Here is a 22,353-nt window from a genome sequence, read left to right as displayed (position 1 = left end):
AACTCCCAAATGGTCTAACGCTCAGATGCACTTGCCGCCGTCGACATTGAGGTCGACGCCGGTGATCATGCTGGCCTCGTCGGAGCACAGGAATGCCGCGGCGTTGCCCATGTCCGCCGGCGTAGACAGCCTGCCGATCGGAATGGTGGCGACGACGCGGGCGCGGTTTTCCTCGCCGGAGCCGATGAAGGTGGACAGAAGCGGCGTGTCGCCGGCAACCGGGTTGATGGCGTTGACGCGGATGCCGAAGGGGGCGAGTTCCACGGCCATGGCCCGGGTGGCGGCAATCGCCCAGCCTTTGGAAGCATTGTACCAAGTCAAATTCGGGCGCGGCGAGACGCCGCCAGTGGAGGCGACGTTGAGGATGGCGCCCGATTTGATGGATTTGAAATGCGCAACGACCGCACGGGCGCCATTGTAGATGGATCGCATGTTGACGTTGGCGATCCGGTCGAACATCTCTTCGTCCATCGTCTCGAGCGCCAGGGGCGGCTGGGCCACGCCGGCATTGTTGACCAGTATGTCGAGACCGCCAAAGGCCGAGCGGGCCAGGTCTGCCGCCGCTTCGAAGCTTGCGAGTGTCGAGACGTCGCCAGTGATTGGCCGCACATTTTTGCCGACTTCGGCAGCAACGCGGGCCGCGGCGGCCTCATCACGGTCCATCAACACGACCCGCGCACCTTCGGTGACGAATTTCCTGACGATGCCTTCGCCAAATCCCGAACCGCCGCCAGTGACGATGGCGACCTTGCCAGCAAGTCTCATATCTGTTCCTCCATTGCCGGCACCATCGGGGAAGTCGCGTACATTGCACAGTCCGATTATCTGAACGCCCTTTTAGCTTTCCTTGTTTGAGGTCGACCGGCGTCGGAGGCATAGTCGCCACGGAATTGTGAGGAGGAAGGGATGACGCTGAATTTCGACCCGCGGGCGAAGGCCACGGCGCTCTACCACGGCGAATTCCGGCCGATGTTCGTCGGCGGCAAGTGGGTTCCGGCACAATCCGGCCAGGAGATGCAGGCGCTCAACCCGGCGACTGGCGAAGTGCTGGCCACCGTCCCGCGTGGCTCGGCCGCCGACGTCGATGCGGCGGTGGCCGCTGCGCGCACGGCCTTCGAAGGGCCGTGGTCAAAATTCTCGCCCTATGAGCGGCAGTGCGTGCTTCTGCGCATCGCCGATCTCTTCGAGACCCATTGGGAAGAGCTCAGCGTTTCCGACACTCTCGACATGGGACTGCCGATCACGCGCACGCTCGCCAACCGGCGGCGCGTCATCGGCATGCTGCGCTTCTATGCGGGCATGGCGACCGCGCTGCATGGCGAATCCATAGACAATTCGATCCCCGGCGAGATCGTCAGCTTCACAAGGCGCGAACCGGTGGGCGTTGTCGGCGCGATCATCCCCTGGAACGCTCCGACCGCCGCGTCGATCTGGAAGATCGCGCCGGCGCTCGCCACCGGCTGCACCATCGTGCTGAAGCCCTCGGAGGATGCCTCGTTGACGCCGCTGCTGATCGCCAGGCTGATGCAGGAAGCCGGCGTCCCCGACGGCGTCGTCAACGTCGTCACCGGCACCGGGGCGGAGGCCGGTGCGCGGCTCGCTGAACATCCCGACGTCAACAAGATCGTCTTCACCGGCTCGACGCTGACCGGCCAGGCCATCGCGCGGGCGGGCGTGATCAACCTCAAGCGCGTTTCCCTGGAACTCGGCGGCAAATCGCCGATCATCGTCTGCCGGGATGCCGACATCGACAAGGCGGTTCCTGTCGCCGCGATGGCGGTGTTCGTGCATTCGGGCCAGATCTGCATCGCCGGATCGCGGCTGTTCGTGGCGCGCGAAATCCATGACGAATTCGTGCGCCGGGTCGCCGAGTTTGCCGGCAGGCTTCGCATCGGCCATGGCATCGAGGCGGAAACCGAAATCGGCCCGCTCATCAATGCCAGGCAGGCCGGCAAGGTGGTGGGCTATATCAAGGCCGGCCGCGACGAAGGCGCGGAACTGATAGCGGGCGGATCTCGACTGACGGGCGAGCCCTACGACGGCGGCAATTTCATCGCGCCGACCGTCTTCGGCGCGGTGTCGGACAAGATGACCATCGCGCGTGAAGAAATCTTCGGTCCGGTGATTTCGGCGATGCCGTTCGACACGCTCGACGAAGCCGTGGCGCGGGCCAATGCGACGCCCTATGGCTTGGCAGCCGGCATTTTCACCACCCATCTGGGCACCGCGCACAAGCTCGCCCGCCGCATCAAGGCCGGCTCGGTGTGGGTCAACATGTACCACGCCATCGACCCGGCGGTGCCGTTCGGCGGCATGAAGATGTCCGGCTACGGCCGCGAGGGCGGCATCGAACATCTGCATGAATATCTGGAGACCAAATCGGTCTGGATCCAGACCGACTGAGGGTGCGATGGTCGATCGGCACCACCCGCATGCAGTGTGGAGAAAGAGGATGAGGAATGTCGGTTGTGTCCTCTGCCGGATTTCACCTGCCGCAAAGCTCAGCCCGATGCCGGTAGCTGCCGCGATCCCGTGACGGTACTTTCTTGAGTGACGGGAGTGTCTGGCCCGGCAGTCAAGCGGCTCTACTTTCCCCAGCTTCCGTCCTATAGGCCGTTTCCCTCGATCATCGCCATCAGGCAATCGCCAGATTGTGTGCCGCTGATGCCCAGATCACGCACGCTGTTCATGTGGTTTCGGTCATTCAGGCGGAGGTCGCAGACAAGTTGCCCCTGCGCGCGTAAGCGCTTTCCGAAGTCGGCGGCCTGCTGGTGAAAAGGTGACGTTTCCTGATCTCCGACGAGAATGGTCGCTGCCGTCTCCGGGTCATGCCACCGCGTCATCGGGGTGAAGGCAGTTGCCTCCTCATCGGTGATTCCGATTAGCGGCTGGAGGAAGGACGTCTGAAGGGGCTTGAGGTCGTAAAGGCCGCCTAGCAGCAGCGCCGCACGTATGCGCGATGGCATTGGCGTCTTTTCGAACAGGAATGTGGTCAGGTGCGCGCCCGCCGAATGACCACTTACGCTTAGCCGGGCAGGGTCACCGCCATGGGCGGCTATATTGTCCAGCACCCATTGTTTGGCACGCCGGATCTGGTCGACGATTGCCGCCATCCTGACTTCAGGCATCAGCGCATAGTCGACGATGACCGCGATCGCCCCAGCTTTGGTGACTGTGTTCGCTACATAAGAATAGTCGCTTCTGGAGAACATGCGCCAGTAGCCACCATGGATGAAGATGTGCACGGGAAGATCCCTGCGCTCGCCGGGCGGAAAGAACAGGTCCAACCTTTCGGCCTCGCCCTCGCCATAGGCGATAGCAGCCGACATCGGCAGGTTCGCCCGGGTTTCCGCGCTGCGAGTCACTATGTCGGCCACGATATAGTCAAAATCGGCCACATGGTCGCGGGTGCGGAAAGGGTCTTTTGACATGACTGCCGGTTCAGAAGGTGACGGCAATATATTTAGCTTCCATGAACTCGGCGATGCCGTGGTGCTGGCCGCCTTCGCGGCCAAGGCCACTCTGCTTGACGCCTCCGAATGGTGCGGCCGGATCCGACATCAGTCCCCGGTTGAGACCGATCATGCCGGCCTCGATCCCCGACGCCACCCGCATGCCGCGTCCAATATCGCGTGTGTATATATAAGCGGCCAGACCATATTCCGTGTTGTTAGCATGTGCGATCGCCTCGGCCTCGGTGTCGAAGCGTGTGATGGGTGCCACCGGGCCGAAAATCTCCTCGTGCGCCATCTCCGCATCGGGCGGCACATCGGACAGCACTGTGGGCGGGTAGAAGAATCCTTCTTCCTCCGAAATCGCCCCGCCGCAAAGCACCTTGGCTCCCCGGCCCACGGCGTCCTTGACCAAGCGGTCGATCTTGTCGACAGCCTTTCTGGTGATCATCGGCCCGCATTCTGTGTCTGCATTCGGGCCTGCTCCCACCTTAAGTGCCGCCATGCGCTTGCGGAGCCCGTCGGCAAAAGCATCATGGATTCCCGATTGCACATAGAGACGATTGGCGGCGGTGCAGGCCTCGCCGGCGTTGCGCATCTTGGCGATCATCGCGCCGTCGAGGGCGGCGTCGAGATCGGCATCGTCGAAGACGACAAACGGGGCATTGCCGCCGAGTTCCATCGAACAGGAAATGACATGCTTTGAAGCCTCGCCGAGCAAGGTTCGGCCGACACCCGTCGACCCCGTGAAGGACAGTTTCCTGACGCGTGGATCGGCGAGCATGGCGGAAGTCAGCGGCCCGGGACTGGTCGTGGTCAGCACGTTGACGACGCCGGCAGGCACGCCGGCTTCGCTGTAGAGTGCCGCCAGCGCATAGCCCGTCAGCGGTGTTTCACTGGCCGGCTTCAGGACGACAGTGCAGCCTGCCGCCAGCGCCGGCGCGATCTTGCGGGTCGCCATCGCGGCCGGAAAATTCCACGGTGTGATCAGCACGCAGATTCCGATCGGCTCATAATCGACCACGATCCGGTTGGTGCCGGATGGCGCGGTGCCGAATTCACCGGTAATCCGGACCGCCTCTTCGGCATTCCAGCGGAAGAACTCGGCGGCGTACGCCACTTCGCCGCGCGCGTCGCGCAACGCCTTGCCATTCTCCAGCGAGATCAGCATGGCGAGCGTTTCGGAGCGTTCGACCATGAGCTCAAAACAGCGCCGAAGGATTTCCGAGCGTTTGCGCGGCGCCGTCTCCCGCCATCCCTTAGCTGCTTTGGCCGCGGCCTCGACGGCGGCGGTGGCGTCCTCGACTGTCGCATCGGGAACCGCCGCGATCACCGCCCCGGAGGAGGGATCGACGACATCGATGAGCCGACCGTCGGAGGACGGTCGCCAAGTGCCGTCGATGTAGAGTCCGTGCGAAAAACCGCGCACGTCATAGCCATCCTGGTCGAGCTGCTGAGCGTTCAAATTCATCGCTTTGTTCCGTTCTTCACATAACGCAGGCGGCGATGTCGCCGTCATGGGCAGCCTGGACGAGGCGTCGCATCGTGCCGAGATCGAAGGCACGCGGATTGTTCTTGATCAGGCGGTCGATGCCGAGCGCTTGCTCAGCGGTCCAGTCAAGCTTATCGGCAGGGAGGCCTAGATCCGCCAGTGTTGGCGTAATGCCGATCGCCGCGAACAATCGCCTGATCTCCTCGATTGTGGCGGCTGCCATCTGGGCGGTGGTTCTCGCCTTCGTTTCCAAGCCAAGTGCCGCGCCGATCTCTGCCATCTCGTCAGCGGCGACGCGGCTGTTATAGGTCATTACGTAAGGCATCATTGTCGCCACGCCCAAACCATGGGCGGTGTGGGTGAGGGCGCCTGCCGGATATTGCACGGCATGCGCCGCCGCCGTTCCGGCGGTGCCGAATGCGCAGCCCGCTGCCAGAGCGCCCATCATGACATCGGCACGCGCGTCGACATCGGCGCCGTCGCTGCAGGCTTTCTCCAGACTCCGGCCAAGCAGTTTTATCGCGAGCAACGCGAAATGGTCGGTCAGGGCAGTCTTGCCGATGAAGACATGCTGTTGCGGCAGATTGGGGTCTTCACCGCGCCGCATGGCGGTGAAGGCCTCGATCGCATGGGTCAAAGCGTCAGCGCCAGCGATCGCGGTCAGGCCAGGGGGGCAGGTCATTGTCAGTTCGGGGTCGCACAGGGCGACTGCGGCGATAAGGTGAGGGCTCGATATGCCGACCTTGAGCGTCCGGTCCGGGTCGGAAATCACCGCGACCGGCGTCACTTCGGAGCCGGTGCCGGCCGTGGTGGGTACGGCGATCAGCGGCAGTGTCGGACCCGGCACCTTGAACTCCCCGTAATAGTCCTGGAGCTTGCCGCCATGGCTGAGAAGCAGCGTGGCGCATTTGGCGAAATCGAGACAGCTGCCGCCGCCGATGCCGATCACCATGTCCGGCCTGAACCCCTTGGCTTCCTCGACACAGATGCCGACCGTGTCGCGTGGCACGTCGGGCAGAACGCGGTCATGCACAAGGACTTCGATCGAGGCTGATTGAAGGGACTTGATGATGTCGACGAATACCGTTGTGCCCGCGAAACGCTCATCGGTGCAGACCAGCGCACGTTGGCCGAACCGGGCGGCGACCGTCGGCAGCACATGGCGCTGCCCTTTCCCGAACAGGATTTCACGCGGCAACCGCAGGGCGGCGAAGAGGGTCATGATCGGTCCTTTGACGGCGGCTGACTGGAAACGGAGGCATTGAACTGGGCTTGGGATCGGACGGTCTAAGCGCGTGTCTCTCGCCCCTAAAACATATCCGCTTTAAAATCGTATAGGATATAGGATTGCATCGACGGAACCATCGTGTTAGCAGTCCTGACTGTCAAGAGGCAAAATATGCACACCGCAAACTTACCCGACCCAAGCGACGCCACCATTGGAGTTGGTCGCATCCAGCGCGCCAACAGTCTCGTCGAAGATGTCTATGAAGCCATCTTCGCGCAGTTGATGGCGCTGAAAATCCCGCCAGGCTCACGTATTACAGTCGATAGCCTGGTCAAGGAATTCAACGTCTCGCACACGCCGATCCGCGAAGCCCTTGGCCGGCTCGAAGGCGAAGGCCTCGTCCTCAAGACGCATTTGATCGGTTATCGTGCCGCACCCCAGATCACCCGGCGCCGTTTCGACGAATTGTACGAAATGCGTCTGCTGCTCGAACCGCATGGCGCCGCAAAGGCCGCCGTAATGATGGACGAGGCCAAGTTCAATGTGTTGCTCGAAGCCGCCGGCGTGATGTCACGCCGCGACGGCAAGGATGATCGCGTACGCTATTCGAACTTCGCCAGGCAGGATGCGATCTTCCACGACAAGATCTTGGAGTTTTCTCAAAACGAACTCATCCGAGAGACGTTGAGCCACCAGCACACGCACTTCCACATCTTCCGCCTGATGTTTCATGCACGTGTGACCGAGGAGGCACTTGACGAACATGAGGCGATTCTTGCCGCGTTCGGCTCTGCCGATCCCGATGCCGCCGCAAAGGCGATGCGCATCCATATAGAGCACTCGCGCGATCGCCTGCTCCCGGCATTCGATTGAGGTCGGAACGGATGTCTATTGCCGCCAATATCGCCGGGGAGGGCGGGAGCACGTTGTCCAGCAATGCGCATGGTTCGCTGGAACCGGTGCTGCGCGCCCAGCAATTGTCCAAGCAATACGGCCCGGTGACGGTGTTGTCGGACGTCACTTTGGACATCCTGCCCGGTGAGGTCCACGCCATCATTGGCGAGAACGGTGCCGGCAAGTCGACGTTGATGCGGCTGCTGTCCGGCTATGTCGAGCCAAGCCATGGCACATTGTCGATGAACGGACACGCGGTGAAATTTGCCAAGCCCAGCCAGGCGCAGGAAGCCGGTATCGCTTTGGTTCATCAGGAGATCCTGCTCGCCGAGGGGCTCACGGTCACCGATAATCTGTTTCTCGGGCGAGAGCTTTCGCGCGGCCATGTCGTGGATGACCGCACCATGCGCCGGCTGGCGGCCGAGAAACTGGCGCAGATCGGTTGCGTGGTCTCGCCAAGTGCACTGGTGCGCGATGTCTCGCTGGCAGACCGGCAGATGGTGCAGATCGCTCGCGCTCTGCTTGACGACTATAATTTGGTTATCTTCGACGAGCCGACCGCCGTTCTGACCGGTGGCGAGGTCGAGCGCCTGCTGGAGATCGTCCTGCGACTGAAGGCTCACGGCACCGCCGTGCTGTATATCAGCCACCGGTTGGACGAGGTGCAACGGGTGGCCGACAAGGTGACCGTTCTGCGCGACGGCAAGATGGTCGGCACCTATCCCGGCAAGACGCTGAGCCAGATGGATATGGCGCGGCTGATGGTCGGTCGCGAACTGGCCGCACTCTATCCTGAAAGGACCGCAGCGCCTTCGGATGTACCGATGCTGAGCGTGAGGAACGCCTCCGTTCCCGGCTATGCGGAGGACGTGTCGTTCACGGTCCACAAAGGCGAGATCCTCGGGTTCGCCGGCATGGTCGGCGCAGGCCGAACCGAACTCTTCGAAGGCATTATCGGCCTGCGCCCGGCGGCCGCCAAAGTCGAACTTGAGGGCAAGTCGATCCATTTCCAATCGCCGCGCGCGGCGATCGACGCCGGCGTCGGCTACCTGACCGAGGATCGCAAGGGCAAGGGATTGCTGCTGCAAGAGCACCTGGCGCCTAACCTGACGCTGTCGGCGCTCGGTGTGTTCCATCCCGGCCTCTCGATGGGTCGGCGCCGCGAAGCGGAGGCCTTGGAACAGGCCGTGGAGACATATGACATCAGGCTGAAGAGCCTCGGTGCCAAAGCGGGCCAGCTTTCCGGGGGCAATCAGCAGAAGCTGCTGCTGGCGAAGGTGCTGCTGACCGATCCTTCGGTGGTCATTATCGACGAGCCCACGCGTGGCATCGACATCGCCAACAAGGCGCAGATCTATGCCTTCATCCAGGAGCTTGTGGCCAAGGGCAAGGCCTGCATCGTCATCTCTTCGGAGATGCAGGAACTGATCGGCATCTGCGACCGCATCCTGGTGATGCGCGAAGGCCGCATCACCGGCGAGGTCAGCGGCGCCGAAATGACCGAAAGCAACGTGGCGGTACTGGCGACCAGTGGCCCCAAGCCAGGGCCAAAAGCCAAGGGAGGCACAGAATGGCTGTCATGACCGAATCCGCACCCAGGCGTCGCCCCCTGGATCTCAATGTCAGTTGGACCGACATCGGGCCCTTCCTTGCGCTGGCGGCCCTCCTGGTCGTGGGTTACCTCATCAACCCCGATTTCCTGTCCGCCACCAATCTCGCCAACGTCATCACCCGCAGCGCCTTCATCGCCATTATCGCGGTCGGCGCGACATTTGTGATCTCGTCCGGCGGGCTCGATCTTTCCGTCGGCTCGATGGCCGCCTTCATCACCGGCATCACCATCATGTTCATGAACACGGTGGCGCCGCATGCCGGTATCTGGGCTATTCCCGCCGGCATGGCGGTGGCGATCCTGGTCGGCCTGCTGTGCGGGCTTGCCAACGGCCTCATCGTCACGGTCGGCAGGATCGAACCGTTTATCGCCACGCTGGGCACGATGGGGATTTTCCGGGCGCTGATAACCTATCTGACCGACGGCGGCACGATACCGATCGACCGATCGCTGCGCGAGGCCTACCGGCCTGTCTATTTCGGCACGGTTGCCGGCATCCCGGTTCCTATCCTCATATCCGTCGCCGTCGCCGCGGTCGCATCCTTCATCCTGTACAAGATGAAATACGGCCGCAAATGCGCGGCGGTCGGCGCCAATGAGGATGTCGCCCGTTATTCCGGCATCTCGGTGATCAGGACACGGACCGTGGCCTATATCGTCCAGGGTGCCTGCGTGGCCATTGCCGCGATCTGCTACGTGCCGCGCCTGGGCGCTGCAACGCCGACGACCGGACAGCTTTGGGAACTGCAGGTCATCACAGCCGTGGTGATCGGCGGCACCGCGCTGCGCGGCGGCAAGGGCCATGTGTGGGGAACAGTCGCCGGCGCCGTCATCCTGGAGCTCATCGCCAACCTCATGGTGCTGTCGGACTTCGTCTCGGAATACCTCGTTGCCGCTGTTCAGGGCGTCATCATCATCATCGCCATGCTCATCCAGCGGTTTTCGAATTCGAAATAGCGCCGCGTCCGGACCACGCGGATCAACGTTCTTATAGGTCCAAGGGAGAAGACAATGTTCAGTAGAAAATGGATTGCGGCGGCGACACTTGGCGCGCTGCTGCTGGCCGGTCAGGCCATGGCGCAAGACAAGAAGGTCATCGCGGTGTCGATACCGGCAGCCGACCACGGTTGGACGGCGGGCATCGTCTATCACGCACAGGCGGCGGCCAAGGAAATCAACGCCGCGTTCCCGAACGTCGAAGTGGTCGTGAAGACGTCGCCGTCCGCGGCGGAGCAGGTCAGCGCGCTTGAGGACCTGTCGGCCAGCCGCAAGCTGGATGCTTTGGTGATCCTGCCTTACAGCTCGGAAGAGCTGACTCAGCCGGTCAAGGCTATCAAGGACATGGGCACGTTCATTACCGTCGTCGATCGCGGTCTGACTGACGCCTCCGTCCAGGATCTTTACCTCGCGGGCGACAATATCGCGGTTGGCACCAACACAGCCAAGTTCATGATCGACAAGCTCGGCGGCAAGGGCGACGTCGTTGTGCTGCGCGGCATTCCGACCGTCATCGACGACGAGCGCATCAAGGGCTTCCAGGACACGATCAAGGGTACGAACCTGAAAGTCCTCGACATCCAGTACGCGCATTGGAACAGCGACGAGGCCTTCAAGCTGATGCAGGACTATCTGGCCAAGTACCCGCATATCGATGCGGTCTGGGCCAATGACGACGACATGCTGCTTGGCGTGCTCGAAGCGGTCAAGCAATCGGGCCGGACCGATATCAAGCTGGCGCTCGGTGGCAACGGCATGAAGGACATCGTCAAGAAGGTGATCGACGGCGACGCCATGACGCCGGTCGAGACGCCATATCCGCCGTCGATGATCAAGACCGCGATCTACATGACCGTCGCCAACCTGATCGGCCAGGCACCCGTCCGTGGCACCGTCAAGCTCGACGCGCCGTTGATCACCCAAGCCAACGCCAAGGAATACTATTTCCCCGACTCGCCATTCTAACCCTATCCGATTTCACCGAAAGGCAGGGCGCGGTCCGCGCACTGCCTAGCTCAAACACTGAGAGGAAGAGCCATGCCAGGCAAGAAGATACTGATGCTGACCGGTGAGTTCACCGAAGAATACGAAATCTTTGTCTATCAGCAAGCCATGGAAGCCGTCGGTCACACCATCCACGTGGTGTGCCCAGACAAGAACGCCGGAGATCTGATCAAGACCTCGCTGCACGACTTCGAGGGCGACCAGACCTACACCGAAAAGCTCGGCCACTATGCGCTGATCAACAAGACTTTCTCGGAAGCCGAGAGGCAGCTCGATCAATATCATGCCGTCTACTGCGCGGGCGGCCGCGGCCCGGAATACATCCGCACCGACAAGCGCGTGCAGGCCATCGTGCGCCATTTCCACGAGGCCAAGAAGCCGATCTTCACCATCTGCCACGGTGTGCAGATCCTGATCGCTGTTGACGGCGTGGTGCGTGGCAAGAAGGTCGCAGCACTCGGCGCCTGCGAGCCTGAGGTGACACTGGCGGGTGGCACCTATATCGACCTGTCGCCGACCGAGGCCTATGTGGACGGGACAATGGTTTCTGCCAAAGGCTGGACGGCGCTTGCTGCGTTCATCCGCGAATGTCTGAAGGTGCTGGGAACGGAAATCCGCCACGCATAAGCTTCTGGAACCGACGCATTTCGCCAAGGGATGCGTCGGTTGCTTTCAACAGCGCATCCATATCCATAAGTTCGATCGGGATCGCGGCTCCCGAGCACAACGATATAGGCGAGATGCTCAAGGGTCGCCGCCTGGTTGCGCTGCTTTCGTCCTTCTTGTTTCACTGATCGCGGTAGTGCTGTTCGACATGCTGGCGCGCGGCGTTGTTTCAGCGTCCGGATTAGAGGTCGTGTCGTCGACCGTGCGGCCCGTCGTCGCCCCGAGGCCATCACGCTCGGTGCCGAGGCCCGGTGAACAAGTTCTCATAAAACCTTCTGACAACCGTTCGATCGGCGCTCAGGCTCGACGTCACTATGAAAGCGGGATGCGCCTGAGTTCAGGCCTGCGTCAGTGAATATGGCATCGCGGATAACCAATAGTCTCTGGCGTCCGGGTTGGTCATCGGCCTAACGAAAAGAACGGCGTCTAGGAACGATTCCGGCCGGCTGCCGTTGCCTAACATTAGCTATCTCTTATGGAATCTGCGAAATGCCGCTGTGTCAGAATCTATGCCCTCTTGAAATGACATTCAAATGCCCGCGTTGCGGATTGGCTTTGCTGAAACCCGGGCGCTGGTTTCAGGTTGCATCCAAATATCGCTGCGAGGGGTGTCACAGCGAAATCCGGATCACTTATCCCGACAAGATTGCACTATTCCAGAAGTATGCGGCTTCGCAACGCGAGGGTCCATCTCCGCCAAAGCATAGCTCAGTCCTGGCCAAGTCATTCAGCGGCTAGGCCATGGTCCTGCCAGGGCAGTCTGAACGCTGACTGCCGGCGGTAGTGCTGCCTGTTGCATGGAACGAAATCCGTTCCTTGCGGTTGGGAGTTCATGCCTCCAGCTACACGCAATTGAGCCGGCCATGCCCTGCAGTCAGGAGCAGTGATGCAAACATACCTGGTAGAGCAAATGGAAGGGGACGACGTAGTTGCGGCGAGTAATGTCAATGCGTCCAGCCCGTTCACGGCGGCGACTATATCAACAGGACGCCAGGTTACCCTGCGGACATGGGAAAACAACTGGGTTCGTGTCACGGATGAGCTTGGAGGAGAAGTATTCGCATATTGCTTCGTTTCAGGCGCCGGCGAAGCGGACAGCAGCGCACAGCCCGACACCTCGGTAAGGTAGTCCCACAGCCCGGGCGGGCGCAGGCTTGCATGCTCAACTTCGAACGATTCAAGCGATCAAGACCGCCTGGCGCATCATCCGAATGATTGATGAAAAGATCATGCCGCGGGGCGATAAGCGGCAACAATCCTAGCGTGGGGCCCTTATGTCTCTGGCGCATTTAGAATCTTCGAGGGCGATTCGAACGGTGCAGACTGACTACCAACCGGTGGTCTCTTGTCGATGGTCAAAAGTTCCCGATCATGCTCTTGACGAGGGCGGGCCCGTTCTACGTCTGCATCAACGGATGGGAACTGGCTTCGTCGACATTCCGGTCTTTGATCACCTGAGGGAAATCGCCGGGCATTATTCCGAAAAATTAGCCGCCAGCGACGGCACCAACCGACTGACCTATTCCGAGCTTTTTCGGGCGGTCGAGGCCTTGGCCAGCCGGATTGAAGCCGTCGTTCCCGACGGAAATGCGGTTGGAATACTTCAGGCCAACTCGGTCTGGTACACAGTTGCGATGCTGGCCAGCATGGCATCCGGTCGACCGTCAGTACCGCTTAACGTGCGAGATCCGGACTCGCGCATCAACGAAATCGTCGCCGACGCGAGGCTCTCCGCCATAATTGGCGACAAAGGCATCCATGGCCTTGATCTGCCCCAGCACGTTGCCCGGATCGAGATAGCGCAATCGTTGCAGGCAACGCTTCGTCCAGCTGAACACCGTACCGTTTCTGTCGATGCACCGGCAATGGTGCTTTATACCTCCGGCAGCACGGGCCGCCCCAAGGGGATTGTCAACAGCCAGCGGAGCTTGCTGTGCCGAGTGCAGCAATATGTCGACGCCTGCCACATCAATGCGCAGGATGTTTTCCTGCCCCTGACCGGCCCGGCAACCATCGCCGGTTGCCGGGAAATCCTTGCTGCTCTTCTTACGGGTGCTACGTTGCAGCTTGTGGAGGTCGAAGCCGTCGGCCTGCGCTCGGTTCGCGGCCGCATGCAATCGGAAGGCGTGACGATCACGTATCTGGTGCCGGCATTGCTTCGCGCTCTCCTGGCGGATGAGCCCGCGGACGCCTTTGGTTCACTCAGGGTTGCCCGAATTGGAGGCGAGAAGGTGTCCTCGGCCGACATCCGCCTGGTGCGCAAGGCTGTCCCGCCAACTTGCCTGGTGCAGATCGGCTATTCATCGACGGAAACGACTGGATCGCAGTGGTTCTTGCCGCACGATTGGCCGGAATTCGATTCCTCAGCTCCCGTCGGTTGGCTGCTTCCGGGAATCAGCTTCGCAATTGTCGATGAAGAGGGTTACCCGGTTCAGCCCGGCAAGATCGGAGAACTGTTGATCAGAAGCCCGTATGTCGCACTCGGATATTGGGAAAACGGGGCAGTTGTTCCGTTTGAAATAGATCCCGCCGACCAGACGCTTCGTATCTTTGCAACGGGCGATCTTGTGCAAATTGGGAGTGATGGCCTGTTGCGGATCATCGGTCGCAAAGGGCGCCAGATAAAGGTCAATGGGCGGCGCGTTGAGCCGGCCGAACTCGAACGGGTTCTGCGTGGCGCGCCGTCGGTGAAGGATGCCGTGGTTATCGTCACCCCGGCGAATGAACTGGTTGCGTTCGCCGTACCGCACGGCAGGGCGGGAGTCAGTTTTTGCGACGAGCTGCGCCAATTTGCCAGGACAAAATTGCCGCCGGCGCTTTGCCCGCTGCGGCTCCATGCAAGCGCCGAGATACCGCGGCTGGCCAGCGGAAAGATCGATATGGCAATGCTGGCTGCAATCGACCTTTCGGTGCGGGAAACAACGCCCCCACCGCAAATCGCCCATGCGGGAAATGAAGTTCCTGCTCATCAGATCGTACGGCGTGCCTGGACCAAGGTCCTTAAAACGCGGGTCGCACTGGGGTGCTGGGATGAAGCGGGGGGAGATTCGCTGAAGCTGCTGCATTGCGTGATGGAAATCGAAAGCGCGATCGGGCAAGAGCTCGGATTGGAAGCCTTCACGGTTGGAATGAGCTTCGATGAGATGGTTGCAGCGGTCATTTCCGCTCAAGGAGGCGGAGAGCACGCGCCCGCCTGGAAACACGAGCCTCCGCTGCTTTTCCTTTTCCCCGGGTCGGTCGGCTATGGTCCGAGCCTTGCTTCGTTCGCATCAGCAATAAGCAAGGTCGCCAGGGTGTCTCCCATCAGATATCCGGCCCTGGGCATGATCCTGCAAGGTCAGAACACTGTCGCCGCAATGGTCGAAGCTGCAATTGATCATATCAACCGCGTGCAGCCGACCGGCTGTGTTCGCCTGCTTGGCCACTCGCTCGGAGGAGCGGTCGCTTTTGAGGTTGCCGCGCGTCTGCTTGATCAAGGGCGAGCGGTAGCGTTCACGGGCATTCTGGATACCAGCCTGGTTGGCGAGCGCAGCAAGCGTTGGGAGACCATTACCCGGACATTTCACCGGATCCGAACCAATCGTATATCGGCTAGTCGGGTGGCGTGTCGCGCGCTTGCCAAGGTCGCGGTCAAAATGCACTGCGAATCCCGGCTTGCCGGCTTCCTCGACCGCTATGCCGAGGGTCAGTTCAATCCGACGAGCTTCAGAACCAAACTGGAACTGCAGGAGGTTCTGCGGGCGCGGGCCTTCTTCCAATGGCTGACAGAACCTAGGCCGATACTGCCGATCACCGGCACCTTGTTCCGTTGCGCGCGGCCCGGAATGCCCCTTGCACTCGGGTGGGATCGGGCATTCGTCCATCTGGACGTCATTCCGATCGCCGGCACCCACATCGACATGGTCGTGGAGCCTCATCTGACCGTCAATCGCCCACTCATCGAAAACGCTGTGACCGAGACCTACTCTTCAATCGAGTCACGCAAACAGGAGGCAGTGTCATCGACCTGATCGGCGAATTCAGCAGCGATGTGCTGGCGCTCGATGCCCGGCTGGAGATCGATCGCATCGTCGAGACTTTGCGCGAACAGGTTCTCGGCACACAACGGCGTCGCGGAGTGGTCGTCGGGCTCTCCGGAGGCATCGACAGTTCGGTCGTCGCAACGGTGTGCGCACGGGCGTTCGGAAAGTACAAGGTACTGGGCCTGTTCATGCCGGAGCGCGATTCGTCAGGCGACTCGTTGAGGCTTGGCCGCAGCGTCGCTGGGCAGCTTGGCATCGACACCATCCTTGAAGATATCGAGCCGGCGCTCGAAGGCATTGGCGCCTACGCCCGACAGATCGAGGCCATCCGAACTGCCGTCCCTGGATATGGCGAAGGCTGGAAATGCAAGCTGGTCATGGCATCGGTGCTGGAGAGCAGCGGCCTCAATATCACGCGCCTTACGGTCGAGGATCCGGACGGAAAGATCGACACCGTGCGTCTGTCGCCGGCGGCTTACCTGCAGATCGTCGCTGCTACCAACTACAAGCAGCGGGTTCGCAAGATGACCGAATATTATCATGCGGACCGCCTCAACTATGCAGTGGCAGGCACGCCAAACCGGCTCGAATACGACCAGGGCTTCTTCGTCAAGCAGGGCGACGGCGTCGCCGATGTGATGCCTATCGTCCATCTCTACAAGACCCAGGTTTACCAGCTGGCGGAATATCTCGGGATTGACACGGAGGTCCGAACAAGGCCGCCGACCACGGACACGTTTTCCATGGCGCAAACCCAGGAGGAGTTCTACTTCGCCTTGCCCTATCAGTTAATGGATTTGTGCCTCTACGGCATGAATCACGGAATTTCGGCCGGCGCGGTCGCCGCCGCCGCCGGCCTCACGGCCGAGCAGGTCGAGAAGGTCTATAAGGATATCGTCAGCAAACGCCGCGCCGCACGCTACCTTCACGCACGGCCGCAGCTGTCCGCTGCGATGGACAGGGATTGACCCATGTGCGGCATCGCCGGAATTGTGGCGCTGAAAGCGGCTGCGGAGCCTCCGTCACGAGCCGCGCTTCTGAGAATGGCAGCCGCGCTCTCCCATCGAGGTCCGGACGAAAGCGGCCTTTACCGCGACAAGCGAGCGGGGCTGGCGCATACCCGCCTGTCGGTCATCGATCTCTCGACCGGACAGCAGCCTCTCGCCGACACAGGCAATACCACCTGGATCGTGTTCAACGGCGAGATCTTCAACTACGTCGAGTTGCGTGACCAACTCATAGCCCTGGGACATCGTTTCCGCACCCGCAGCGATACGGAGGTCGTCGTGCATGCCTACCGCGCGTGGGGCGTGGGCGCGTTCGAGCGGCTGAACGGGCAGTGGGCACTCGCCATCTGGGACTCGCTGACAGGCCGCCTCGTCCTGTCGCGCGACCGGTTCGGCATCTGCCCGCTGCATTTGTGCGAACACGCTGGCCGCCTGCATTTCGCCAGCGAAGTTAAGGCCATCTTCGCAGCCGACCCGGCGATACCGCGGGCCTTCGATCCGGCGGGGGTCGACCAGACTTTCACGCTGTGGACCGTCGTACCGCCGCAAGGCGTATTTCAGGGAGTACAGGAACTTACCCCCGGCCATGTCCGCATCTACGACAATGGCAGCGTTCGTGAGCAGGCTTTCTGGAAACCTTGCTATCCCGAGAGCGAGGACCTGTCCCATGGCACCTTCAGGGGCTCGCTGGAGGATGCGGTGGACGAAGTGCGCGGCGCCTTGCAGGCCGCGACGGCGCTTAGGATGGTGAAGGCGGATGTGCCGGTCGGCTGCTACCTTTCCGGCGGGCTCGACAGCTCACTTGTCGCCATGCTCGGGAGGCGCTTCGCCGGCGCGCCGTTCCAGACTTTCTCGTTGCGTTTTGCTGACGCCGAATATGATGAAACCCGTTACCAGCGGCTGGTTGCAAGTGCGAGCGGCGGCGAGCACCACGAGGTGATGGTTTCGCGCAGTGACATCGCCGACATCTTCCCAGATGTGATCCGTCACGCCGAGCGTCCGATTCTCAGGACGGCGCCGGCGCCGTTGTTCCTTCTCTCGAGGCTGGTGCGCGAACATGGCATCAAGGTCGTGCTGACCGGCGAAGGGGCCGACGAGATGTTCGCCGGCTACGACCTGTTCCGGGAAGGCAAGGTCCGCCGCTTCTGGGGGCGGCAGCCCGCCTCTGCCCGACGCGCGCGACTGCTGGAACGCCTCTACCCTTATCTGAGCCGCTCGCCGGTCAAGCAGCAGGCGATGGCGCGCCAGTTCTTTGGACATGGTATCCATGCATTTGGCGCGCCCGGCTTCGCGCATGATACCCGCTGGCGCACCACCAGCGCCATCAAACGGCTGTTCTCGGCCGACATGCACGCCGAAACGGCGCGTCACGACGTGGTGGCGGACCTGCTCTGCCGCCTGCCCGAAGAGTTTCAACGATGGGGTCCTCTCGCGCAGGACCAGTATCTTGAGATCAGGACGCTGATGTCGGGCTACCTGCTCTCCTCGCAGGGAGACAGGATGCTGATGGCCCATTCCGTCGAAGGGCGGTTCCCGTTCCTGGACGACAGGCTGGTGGCCTTGGCGAATTCGCTACCGGCCGACTACAAGCTGCGCATTCTGGATGAGAAACACGTGCTGAAGCGTGTGGCGAAATCGATCGTGCCCGCGGAAGTCGTGGCCCGCAAGAAGCAACCCTACCGGGCGCCCAACGCACTTTGCTTCATCGGCGATAGCGCACCCGCCTATGTCCGCGAAGCACTCTCGGAGACTGCCCTGCGCGCGGCGAATGTCTTTGATCCGAACTCGGTCGCGCGCCTGCTGGACAAATGCGCTGCCAAGACCGGCGATGGGGATCTGTCCAACTCGGACAACATGGCGTTGGTCGGCGTGCTGTCGACGCAGCTCCTCCATCAGCAGTTTGTCGCAAGCCGCCCTTCGAGCGGGTGTGCGGTCGACCTCAGGATAGATGTCGATCACCTGCACAGGCAAGAGGTGCTGGTATGATGCATGGCGCCGTCCCTCTGCTGCACGACTACCTCAGCCATTCGGCCGGCCGGCTCGGCGACAAGGTGGCGCTGGTGTGCGGCGGGCACCGGCTCGCCTATGATGAGCTTGAGACACGTTCCAACGCGGTCGCCCATCATCTCGTCACGTCCGGGGTCGCCCCCGGTGACCGCGTCATGATCTTCGCCGACAACACCGTCGAGACCGTGGTCAGCTTCTGGGCGGTTCTCAAGGCGAGCGCCGTTGTGTGCGTCGTCAATCCGCTCACCAAGAGCGACAAGCTGGGGTATTTGCTCAACGATTGCCTGCCGGCGGCATTGATCACCGACAAACATTTGCAGCCGATCTTTACTGAGCCGGCGCGTAACTGTCCGTCGCTGCGGCGGCTCATCGTCTCCGGTCAGGTGGACGACGCCGAGCTCCGGGGATTGCCGCATGCGGTGCGCTGGGATGAGGCGGCTGCCGGCCACGGCAAAGCGCCGGCCCGCCGCCGCATCGATATCGATCTCGCAGCCATCATCTACACGTCGGGCTCGACCGGCGAACCCAAAGGCGTGATGCTGACACACAGGAACATGATGGCAGCCTGCGCGTCTATCGCCTCGTACCTCGAGCTTGGCGAAGACGACGTGATCCTCAATGTCTTGCCCCTGGCCTTCGATTACGGCCTCTATCAGATGATAATGGCATTCCGTACCGGGGCGCGGTTGGTCCTCGAGCGCTCGTTTGCCTTCCCCGCACAGATACTTGCGATCATCGAAAGGGAGAGAGTTACAGGCTTTCCCGGCGTGCCGACCATCTTTGCCGCGCTGTCGGATCTCAAGACGCTGAAGGCAAATGATTTTGCAAGCATAAGGTATGTCACGAACACTGCTGCGGCACTGCCGCTCAAGCACATTCGCCTGCTCCAGGAACTGTTTGCCGATGCCCGGATCTATTCGATGTACGGCCTGACCGAATGCAAACGCTGCACCTATCTTCCGCCGGAAGATCTTGCGCGAAAACCGTTGAGCGTGGGGATCGCCATCCCGAACACCGAAATGTGGATTGTCGATGAGGATGACCGAAAGGTCGGTCCCAATGTCGTCGGCCAGTTGGTCATCCGCGGAGCAACGGTCATGAAGGGCTACTGGGGTAAGCCGGAGGCTACCGCGAGGAAGCTCAAGCCTGGCCCTTTGCCCGGCGAGCAGGTTCTGTACACCGGCGACTACTGCCGAATGGACGAGGAAGGGTACCTCTATTTTGTCGGCCGCAGCGATGAGATCATAAAATCGCGGGGAGAAAAGGTGGCGCCTAGGGAAGTCGAAAACGTGCTGATGGAAATCCCGGGAGTACGGGAAGCCGCGGTTGTCGGAGTTCCCGACGACCTGCTGGGGCAAGCAGTGAAAGCGTTTGTCGTCATGGAGCAAGGAACGATCATAGGCGAAAAGCAGCTGCGGATGGAATGTCAGAAGCGGTTGGAAAACTTCATGATTCCGAAGTCCATCCAAATTGTGTCCAGTCTACCGATGACGGACACGGGCAAGCTCAAGAAAATAGCGCTGTCATAAAGCGATACCTGGAAATCATTTGGATCGGAGGCCAATTCAATGCTGAGCACGAACAACAGAATTGACACCTACAGCGATCAGATACGCGCCTTTCTGGCGTCAAATTTCTACGTGGCCGACCCGCGTGCCCTGGAGGTTGAAACGTCGTTGCTCGACCAGGGCATCATAGACTCGACTGGAGTGCTTGAAGTTATCGGCTTCGTCGAGGAGACATTCGGCATCACTGTCGAGGACAGTGAACTTCTGCCTGAGAATTTCGATTCCATCCAGGGAATTGCACGTTACGTGGTGAGCAAGGAAAACTGATCGCCGGGCGATGGTAATAAGGGCGTCTTCCCAACCGAGCGCGCAAACCCATGGCGCGGCTCACGCTGGCGTTCTGGCTCGTGCACAAACCACCCTGGCTTCACCAGCATTGTTCGCAACCGTGCGAATGCTCTCGTAGCCTTTGGAACGTTCAACCAAACTCATGACCTGCCGGTCCTGGCCAAGCCCGACCTCGAAAAGCAGCATACCACCTTGCCGCAGATAGCGCCGCGCCTCCTTGATCACCCGCATGTGAATGCTCAGGCCGTAGGGCCCGGCAGCGAACGCCTCACGTGGTTCAAGTTCCATCAAATGCGCGCGGTCGTTTTCGAGCCGCTTCTCGGAGATGTAAGGCGGGTTGCAAACGACCAGATCGATCGTGCCTTCGAGCTCCAGACCCGAGAAGGAATTGAACAGGTCGCCCTGCAGCACCGAAATGCGTCCGGCCAGGCCAAGATGGGCGACGTTCCGGCACGTGGTTTCTACACAGCTGTCAGTGAGATCGCTCGCCCAGACGCGCGCGGTGGGGACCTTGTATCCAATGGCGCAGGCGAGATTGCCTGCCCCGCAGCACATGTCGACGACACGCGGGACCGGCCGATTAAGTTCACGCAGCACATTGAGGGCGGTGCAGCCGAGCAATTCCGTCTCCGGGCGAGGGACGAGCACGCCGGGCGCGACAACCAACTTCAGTCCCATGAAGTCGGTGCGGCCGGTGCTGTAGGCGCTGGCGACATCTATTTCACCAATCACGACAAACCCGCTTTCTTGATTTTCCCATGCTCGATTTCTCAGGTCGCCCATGTCTTCATGCTGTGAGGCGAGGCATCAGCCTCATCGTTCCCGGCTAGGTTCACGTCCGCGTAGCTACTGGATCGCCGCACTCTGCAGGTCGCTGCTGAACCTCACCTCGATCGTGTCTCCAGGCGCGACCTCAGTGTCCTGGTCGACCGGTCGACTTCTCGACGCGTCGCCGGCCCCGCCGGTTATTGTGATCCGGGCCTGGAAGGTTTCGCCGGCGACCGGCAGTGGAAGAGCGGACGCCCCTGATGGCTGAAGCTTCTGGCTGGCTGCGTGGAGCCTTGCAGTGGTCTCGGCGAGGCGAAGGTCGGTGTCCCTCAACTCGTTCAGAAGGCCGATCCTTCGTTGATTTTCATTGCGTTCCTGCTGCCTGACGAAGTCTTCCTGCTGGCGTCGCGTTCTCATGAGTTCGACCGACGTCTCGAGCGCCCGGCTCGACGACATCAGCACGGCACGTCTGACGTCGGCGAGCCTGCTGTTGGTCAGGTTGCCCGATTCGAACGATTTGGTGACCCGCGCCAGATCGTCCTCATCCTGTTTCACCGCGGCCGCTTCCGTCTGCTCGCGCTTGAGCAGAACCTCGACCTCAGCCTCGGCATCCTTGGCGGTCTTGTCGAGATAGCTTTGCTCCTGTTGAAAATTGTTCAGCGAAATTCTGAGACCCTCCGCTTCCGCCTGCGCGACCGCCGATATCAATGCATTCGACAGGGGCGAACCTTGCGGCGGCTGCATGTCAAATTCTGCCTGGTTCTGAAGTTCGGCGCGGATACGGGCGCCATGAAAGTAGTCCCTGATATAATCCCCCCAGATCGACTCGTAGTCGCGTCGCAGATCAACGGGATCAGGTCCGCTTTGGCTTGCCCGCGACCGCAGAAGGCTGAAACCGCCGGCGACCGCAATCGCCTGCCGGACTGTCATGAGTGGCCGGTAAGCCTGCTGCCCTGGCGTCAGCACATCGCCAGTCACGTAGATCGGCCGGTACTCCGCGATCACGGCCGTGACGTCGCTCGGCTTGATGACGATCATTTGCTCCCGTCCATCAGGCAGACGCTGGTGGACGATCTTGGTTGGCAGCACCGCTTCCATGCGCGTCTGCAATTCAGCCGGCGTCAACCCGCCAACTGGGATCATCCCGAACTCGGGCAGCGCGATCGAGCCATCCATCTGGACAATCGCGCGTTGCGTTCGTTCCGCTATGGAGGCAATTCCTATCTCTACCGTGTCGCCGGGGGAAAGCTTGTAGGCCACCGGCGCTTCAGCCGCGGCTGCGATATCCAGGGCCAGGCAGCCGGCAAGCGCTGCAAAGAAAATTCGGCTAACGAAGGCCATTGATGGC

Annotated in this window: 17 protein-coding genes; 11 read left to right on the top strand and 6 right to left on the bottom strand. The window is 61.2% G+C overall.

Annotation, left to right across the window (positions count from 1 at the left end):
• Nucleotides 1–21 precede the first annotated feature (21 nt).
• On the bottom strand, nt 22–765 hold the full coding sequence (locus tag X735_RS163065) for a glucose 1-dehydrogenase (RefSeq protein ID WP_023808968.1): 744 nt from the start codon (nt 763–765) through the stop codon (nt 22–24).
• 141 nt (nt 766–906) lie between these two features.
• Between X735_RS163065 and X735_RS163070 the strand changes: the two genes are divergently transcribed.
• On the top strand, nt 907–2,403 hold the full coding sequence (locus X735_RS163070) for an aldehyde dehydrogenase family protein (protein ID WP_023808967.1): 1,497 nt from the start codon (nt 907–909) through the stop codon (nt 2,401–2,403).
• Between the two features lie 203 nt (nt 2,404–2,606).
• On the opposite strand, the gene X735_RS163075 is transcribed toward X735_RS163070, so the two are convergent.
• Genes X735_RS163075 through X735_RS163085 form a run of 3 tightly spaced genes read right to left on the bottom strand, consistent with a single transcriptional unit; the run spans nt 2,607 to nt 6,166 of the window.
• On the bottom strand, nt 2,607–3,431 hold the full coding sequence (locus X735_RS163075; protein WP_023808966.1) for an alpha/beta hydrolase: 825 nt from the start codon (nt 3,429–3,431) through the stop codon (nt 2,607–2,609).
• Between the two features lie 10 nt (nt 3,432–3,441).
• Nucleotides 3,442–4,923 (bottom strand): NAD-dependent succinate-semialdehyde dehydrogenase, encoded by a 1,482-nt coding sequence (locus X735_RS163080; RefSeq protein WP_023808965.1) that lies wholly within the window; start codon nt 4,921–4,923, stop codon nt 3,442–3,444.
• A 16-nt stretch (nt 4,924–4,939) separates the two neighbouring features.
• Nucleotides 4,940–6,166, bottom strand: coding sequence for an iron-containing alcohol dehydrogenase (locus tag X735_RS163085; protein ID WP_023808964.1), 1,227 nt, complete (start codon nt 6,164–6,166; stop codon nt 4,940–4,942).
• 177 nt (nt 6,167–6,343) lie between these two features.
• Here X735_RS163085 and X735_RS163090 point away from each other — a divergent pair, with 177 nt between their 5' ends.
• The 10 genes from X735_RS163090 to X735_RS163135 all read left to right on the top strand — a co-directional run bounded on the left by X735_RS163090 (nt 6,344) and on the right by X735_RS163135 (nt 20,216).
• Entirely contained in the window at nt 6,344–7,045 is a 702-nt protein-coding gene (locus X735_RS163090) for a GntR family transcriptional regulator (protein WP_023808963.1), read from the top strand.
• A gap of 11 nt (nt 7,046–7,056) precedes the next feature.
• On the top strand, nt 7,057–8,649 hold the full coding sequence (locus tag X735_RS163095) for a sugar ABC transporter ATP-binding protein (RefSeq protein WP_023808962.1): 1,593 nt from the start codon (nt 7,057–7,059) through the stop codon (nt 8,647–8,649).
• A complete protein-coding gene (locus tag X735_RS163100) occupies nt 8,646–9,635 on the top strand; it encodes an ABC transporter permease (protein ID WP_245273069.1) in 990 nt (329 codons plus the stop codon). Before X735_RS163095 ends, X735_RS163100 begins: the two co-directional genes overlap by 4 nt.
• Before the next feature lie 54 nt (nt 9,636–9,689).
• Nucleotides 9,690–10,640, top strand: coding sequence for a substrate-binding domain-containing protein (locus tag X735_RS163105; protein ID WP_023808960.1), 951 nt, complete (start codon nt 9,690–9,692; stop codon nt 10,638–10,640).
• Nucleotides 10,641–10,712: 72 nt separating this feature from the next.
• The gene (locus X735_RS163110) at nt 10,713–11,306 is read left to right on the top strand and encodes a DJ-1/PfpI family protein (RefSeq protein WP_013533129.1); all 594 of its coding nucleotides are present in this window, start codon (nt 10,713–10,715) and stop codon (nt 11,304–11,306) included.
• Nucleotides 11,307–12,619: 1,313 nt separating this feature from the next.
• A complete protein-coding gene (locus tag X735_RS163115; protein WP_023808959.1) occupies nt 12,620–15,355 on the top strand; it encodes an AMP-binding protein in 2,736 nt (911 codons plus the stop codon).
• Nucleotides 15,352–16,335: an NAD(+) synthase gene (nadE, locus tag X735_RS163120; protein WP_032908690.1), complete on the top strand. Its 984-nt coding sequence runs from the start codon at nt 15,352–15,354 to the stop codon at nt 16,333–16,335. The genes X735_RS163115 and nadE overlap by 4 nt, the downstream gene beginning before the upstream one ends.
• Nucleotides 16,336–16,338: 3 nt before the next feature.
• Nucleotides 16,339–18,360 (top strand): asparagine synthase (glutamine-hydrolyzing), encoded by a 2,022-nt coding sequence (gene asnB / locus X735_RS163125; protein WP_023808957.1) that lies wholly within the window; start codon nt 16,339–16,341, stop codon nt 18,358–18,360.
• Complete coding sequence (locus X735_RS163130; RefSeq protein ID WP_031212342.1) at nt 18,357–19,910, top strand: AMP-binding protein; 1,554 nt, start codon at nt 18,357–18,359, stop codon at nt 19,908–19,910. The genes asnB and X735_RS163130 overlap by 4 nt, the downstream gene beginning before the upstream one ends.
• A gap of 39 nt (nt 19,911–19,949) precedes the next feature.
• Entirely contained in the window at nt 19,950–20,216 is a 267-nt protein-coding gene (locus X735_RS163135) for an acyl carrier protein (RefSeq protein ID WP_013533122.1), read from the top strand.
• A gap of 60 nt (nt 20,217–20,276) precedes the next feature.
• On the opposite strand, the gene X735_RS163140 is transcribed toward X735_RS163135, so the two are convergent.
• Together X735_RS163140 and X735_RS163145 are read right to left on the bottom strand one after the other, a co-directional pair.
• Nucleotides 20,277–20,969, bottom strand: a complete 693-nt coding sequence (locus tag X735_RS163140) for a class I SAM-dependent methyltransferase (RefSeq protein WP_023808955.1) — start codon at nt 20,967–20,969, stop codon at nt 20,277–20,279.
• Nucleotides 20,970–21,083: 114 nt separating this feature from the next.
• On the bottom strand, nt 21,084–22,346 hold the full coding sequence (locus X735_RS163145) for a polysaccharide biosynthesis/export family protein (RefSeq protein WP_023808954.1): 1,263 nt from the start codon (nt 22,344–22,346) through the stop codon (nt 21,084–21,086).
• Nucleotides 22,347–22,353 lie beyond the last annotated feature (7 nt).

Origin of the sequence: Mesorhizobium sp. L2C084A000 (assembly GCF_000502875.1) — a bacterium.
GTDB lineage: Bacteria > Pseudomonadota > Alphaproteobacteria > Rhizobiales > Rhizobiaceae > Mesorhizobium.
Note: the sequence above shows the minus strand (reverse complement) of the source record. Positions and strands in the feature narration are given on the sequence as shown.

What these genes read in the sequence shown, in the direction of transcription:
- X735_RS163110 (WP_013533129.1), top strand. Translation starts at nt 10,713, where the DNA reads ATGCCAGGCAAGAAGATACTGATGCTGACCGGTGAGTTCACCGAAGAA.
- X735_RS163100 (WP_245273069.1), top strand. Translation starts at nt 8,646, where the DNA reads ATGACCGAATCCGCACCCAGGCGTCGCCCCCTGGATCTCAATGTCAGT.
- X735_RS163080 (WP_023808965.1), bottom strand. Translation starts at nt 4,923, where the DNA reads ATGAATTTGAACGCTCAGCAGCTCGACCAGGATGGCTATGACGTGCGC.
- X735_RS163075 (WP_023808966.1), bottom strand. Translation starts at nt 3,431, where the DNA reads ATGTCAAAAGACCCTTTCCGCACCCGCGACCATGTGGCCGATTTTGAC.
- X735_RS163090 (WP_023808963.1), top strand. Translation starts at nt 6,344, where the DNA reads ATGCACACCGCAAACTTACCCGACCCAAGCGACGCCACCATTGGAGTT.
- X735_RS163135 (WP_013533122.1), top strand. Translation starts at nt 19,950, where the DNA reads ATGCTGAGCACGAACAACAGAATTGACACCTACAGCGATCAGATACGC.
- X735_RS163085 (WP_023808964.1), bottom strand. Translation starts at nt 6,166, where the DNA reads ATGACCCTCTTCGCCGCCCTGCGGTTGCCGCGTGAAATCCTGTTCGGG.
- X735_RS163095 (WP_023808962.1), top strand. Translation starts at nt 7,057, where the DNA reads ATGTCTATTGCCGCCAATATCGCCGGGGAGGGCGGGAGCACGTTGTCC.
- X735_RS163130 (WP_031212342.1), top strand. Translation starts at nt 18,357, where the DNA reads ATGATGCATGGCGCCGTCCCTCTGCTGCACGACTACCTCAGCCATTCG.
- X735_RS163065 (WP_023808968.1), bottom strand. Translation starts at nt 765, where the DNA reads ATGAGACTTGCTGGCAAGGTCGCCATCGTCACTGGCGGCGGTTCGGGA.
- X735_RS163115 (WP_023808959.1), top strand. Translation starts at nt 12,620, where the DNA reads ATGTCTCTGGCGCATTTAGAATCTTCGAGGGCGATTCGAACGGTGCAG.
- asnB (WP_023808957.1), top strand. Translation starts at nt 16,339, where the DNA reads ATGTGCGGCATCGCCGGAATTGTGGCGCTGAAAGCGGCTGCGGAGCCT.
- X735_RS163105 (WP_023808960.1), top strand. Translation starts at nt 9,690, where the DNA reads ATGTTCAGTAGAAAATGGATTGCGGCGGCGACACTTGGCGCGCTGCTG.
- X735_RS163070 (WP_023808967.1), top strand. Translation starts at nt 907, where the DNA reads ATGACGCTGAATTTCGACCCGCGGGCGAAGGCCACGGCGCTCTACCAC.
- X735_RS163145 (WP_023808954.1), bottom strand. Translation starts at nt 22,346, where the DNA reads ATGGCCTTCGTTAGCCGAATTTTCTTTGCAGCGCTTGCCGGCTGCCTG.